General features: G+C 65.4%; 3 protein-coding genes. 2 read left to right on the plus strand and 1 reads right to left on the minus strand.

The window, feature by feature from the left end; translation table 11 throughout:
• Positions 1-712 (minus strand): D-alanyl-D-alanine carboxypeptidase family protein (locus tag EN969_RS20580; protein WP_164758380.1); only part of this gene is annotated, 712 nt, incomplete at its 3' end.
• A gap of 216 nt (positions 713-928) precedes the next feature.
• Here EN969_RS20580 and EN969_RS20585 point away from each other — a divergent pair.
• Positions 929-2743 carry a hypothetical protein gene (locus tag EN969_RS20585; RefSeq protein ID WP_063169762.1) on the plus strand — a complete coding sequence of 605 codons (1815 nt, stop codon included), beginning with the start codon at positions 929-931 and terminating at the stop codon, positions 2741-2743.
• Between the two features lie 115 nt (positions 2744-2858).
• A partial coding sequence (locus EN969_RS20590; RefSeq protein ID WP_127419349.1) for a hypothetical protein occupies positions 2859-3892 on the plus strand: 1034 nt, incomplete at its 3' end.

Consider the following 3892-nt stretch of genomic DNA (forward strand, 5'->3'; position numbering starts at 1 on the left):
CCCTGATGTAGCCGGTCTTGATGCCGTCGACGCCGCGCACGCGGCCGAGCATGTCGTTGTGGCCGCGCACCAGCCGGCCGCGGAACATGAAGTCGCTTTCGGAGAAATAGTGGAACTGCTGGGGAAAGCGCTGATGCAGCGCCATGCCGAGCACCGCCATGTCGCGCGCCGTCGTCATCTGGCCATCGTCGGGCAGGCCCGACGCGTTGCGGAAGGTCGTGCTGGTCATGCCGAGCTGGCGCGCCTTGGATGTCATCATGGCGGCGAACTGATCCTCCGAGCCGCCGAGATATTCGCCGACCGCCACCGCCACGTCATTGGCCGATTTGACGACGATGGCGCGGATCGCGGAATCGACGTCGATGCTCTCGCCGCGCCGGAAGCGCATCTTGGTCGGCGGCTGCGAGGCGGCATGGTCCGACACCGGGATCTGCGTCTGCTTGCTGACGCGGCCGGACTCCAGCGCCTCGAACAAAAGATACAGCGTCATCATCTTGGTCAGCGAGGCGGGGTAGCGCTGCGCCGTCGAGCTGACCTCGAACAGCTGCTTGCCGGTCCTGGCGTCAACCACGATGGCCGCATATTTCTGCGCCGGCGCGGGCACGGCCAGCACGCTGTCGGGCGGCGTCGTGGCGCAGCCGGCCAGCAGCACCAGCAGGGCTAGTGCCGCAAAAACTCTCTGGATGAGCGGAAAGGGACGCAGGTAGGACAAGGGCTGGACTGTTCTGGGTCGGCTGTTGCTGAGATGAGACGACGCTAACGTAACGCGGCTGTTGCGTCCATTTGGTTAATGCCGGTTAGCCCCAGGATTGTCGAGCCTCGCAAGCTTGGCATCCGCCCCGAAAACGCCGGTTTTCCCGTGTCTTTGCTTGCCAAGGCCGCGTTTCCCGTGGGAAGGGGCGTGGTATCGAGGGCTTGGGGGCTTGGCATGACGAACATCGGGGCCGGGGGCGCTGCGCCCTCGCTTATCAGGGCATCACTCAGCCGCACCGGCAAATGGGCTGGCAGCGTCGCCTTTGTCGGGGGTGCCGTATCCGACATCCTCAATCCGCTGGCGCCGTTCGCCGCCTATATCGCGCTGGTCGCCGCGGTGGCCGCAATCATCATCGCCATTGCCATCGTGCTCCGGCTGGTGCTGGCGGCCAAGGCGCTGCCGGCCTTGATCTTCGCCACCAGTGCGGCGGCCGTCGCCGGCGGCGTCTACGGCCTGCAGCAGCAGACCAACGCCCAGCATGGGGTGATCGCCAGCCTGGTGCCGGCCATTGCCGGGCTGCAGCAGTCGATGGGCATCGTTACCGAGAAAGTTGCGAAGATCGAGCAGACCGTCACGCAGACGCAAAAGACGGTCGACGCGGTCAAGCAGTCGACCGACACGGCGGCGAAAAAGACCGACGAGATCGCGTCCGTCCAGCAGCAGCAGACTGAGCAGACGGCGGAAGTGCAGAAGACCACCGACGAGGTGAAGAAGGAGACCGAGACGCTGGTCGCCGGCCAGGCGCAGCAGCAGGCCCAGACCGAGAAGCTGCAGGCGACGACGCAGCAGATCGCCGCCTCGATCGACATCATCGCCAAGGGCTTTGCCGCCCTTGCCGCGCAGGGCGGGGCGATCGCCGAGCCGAAGCGGCCGGACGAGTTCTACCACAATGCCCGCGTCTACGAGTTGTCCGGCGACATGCTGAATGCGCGGCGCTCCTACCTCGCCTTTGCCGGCTTCGACGTCGACGCCATCGATCCCTACACGCGCTTTGCCGCGCTGCTTCGGGTGCAGGACGGCAAGGCCGGCGCGCGCGAGGTGTTCGGCGCGCTTGCCGACAAGGGCAAGGCGCTGTCGATCAAGCTGGTGCATATCCAGCAGTTCGACGACGCCCAGCGCCTCGACAAGCTCAACGTCTTCATATCAGCCAATCCAGATTTCGCGCCGGCCTATTTCCTGTTGGCGCAGGAGTTTTCCGAAGACCGCCTCGGCGCCCAGACGCTGGCCGACAAGCGCAACGAGGCCAAGGCGCTGACCAAGTTCACGTCCTACGAAAAGGATGGCGGGTTGCTCAAATATTTCGTCGACCAGACGCAGTTGGCCGACTGGCTGGACCGCAGCCGCAGCCGGCTGGCGGCGCTTGGCGACGTGCTCGACCCCGCCCGCTTCGTGCCTTCGCTGACGCCGATGCGCTCCAACCAGGGCTGGTCGATGACCATCTCGCTGCCCGAGCCGGCGACCGCCATCTCCTGGCGCATGGGCGACAGCGGTCCTTTCACCGACACCGGTTTCCTGGCCATGAACGACCAGACCACCGGCAAGCCGATGGCCAATCCGAGCTTCGAGATACCCGACAGCACCGTGGCGGGGATCATTGCGATCAAATATCTCGACATCAGGGGCCGCGAGACCGGCCCGTTCGACATCCGCTTCGACCCCGAGACAGCGCTTCAGCAAGGCAACAAGCAGATCCTCGACCAGTTCTGGACCTCGTGGATCGCCTTCGATGCCAGCGGCAACCACGGCCTGGTCTATTTCACCCAGATGCTGTCCTACCGCTGCGCCATCAAACAGGTGCATTACAGCCTGAACGGCGCGGCCCTCGACAAGGAGATCAAGATGCCGCCTTGCGACAAGAAGGACCCCTACGCCATCCCCTACGATTACCAGCCCTATTTCAAGGTCGCCGACAGCGTGAAATCGATGTCGGTGCAGGTTACCTACACCGACGACACCAAGTCGCCGGTGCGGGAATACAAGCGACAGTAGCTCACCCTCCCCTTGTGGGGAAGGTGAAGGTGCGCGATGCAAAATGCCTGTCGCGGCGCTTGCGCAACCGCCGCCGAACGGTTCAGTTTGCGCCTTCAGAATCGGTGACAGCGCAATGACCATCCACACCATCAAGGCCAGAGGCATTTCGGTTTCGCTCGACCTCACGGTCGGCCACATCGCCGACATGGTCGTCGAGGCTGGCGGGCGGCAGCTGAAGCCGCTGCATCGCGCGCCCTGGGTCGATGCGAACGAGACGCTGCCGAAAGACCTGCCGGAAGGCACGGTTCGGCTGTCCGGCGATTTCCTCTGCGCGCCGTTTTCGCGCAGCGATGTCGAGGAAGCGCCGCTGCATGGCTGGACGGCCAACAGCGCCTGGGATGTCGTCGAAAGTGTCGCGACCGACGATGGCTGGCGCGCCGTCTATCGCCTGCGGCACGAGGTGATGGGCGCTTCGGTCGACAAGATCCTGACGCTGCGCGACGGCCATCCCTTCCTCTACCAGGAGCATGTATTTTCCGGCGGCAATGGTGCGATCTCGGTCGCCCATCACCCGATGACGGCCATGACCGGCGGCGGCAGGCTGGCCTTTTCGCCGAAGCGTTTTGCCGCGACGCTGGACGATCCGCTGGAGCCCGATCCCGCACGCGGCCGCTTCATGCTCGCCTATCCGGCGCGCTCCGCCGATCTCGGCCATTTTCCCGCCGCCGGCGGCGGCACGCTCGACCTGACGGAATACCGCATGGATGACCGCCGCGAGGATTTCATCACGCTGGTCGAAGCCGACCATGGCGGGCCGGGATGGACCGCGCTTGCACGACAGGCCGAGGACGATCTGGTGCTGGTGCTGAAGAACCCGGCCGAACTGCCAATCACCATGCTGTGGTTCAGCAATGGCGGGCGCGACTACGCCCCATGGAGCGGCCGCCACCTTGGCGTGCTCGGCATCGAGGATGGCCGCGCTGCCGTCGGCCATGCCGCCTCGATCGGCGACAACTGGCTGAAGCGCGAAGGGGTGGCGACCGCTTTTGCGCTGGGCGAAGGCCAAAGCGTGTCTTTTCGCCACGTCATCGGCGTCCTGCCGCTGTCGGGCGGCGAGCCGCCGCGGGACGTCACGACGGCGGATGGCCGCATGCGGCTGCATGCCGG

It is taken from the genome of Mesorhizobium sp. M7A.F.Ca.CA.003.01.2.1 (assembly GCF_003998945.1).
Lineage (GTDB): Bacteria > Pseudomonadota > Alphaproteobacteria > Rhizobiales > Rhizobiaceae > Mesorhizobium > Mesorhizobium ciceri.

Coding starts and splice junctions, on each gene's coding strand:
- EN969_RS20585 (WP_063169762.1), top strand. CDS start 929: ATGACGAACATCGGGGCCGGGGGCGCTGCGCCCTCGCTTATCAGGGCA.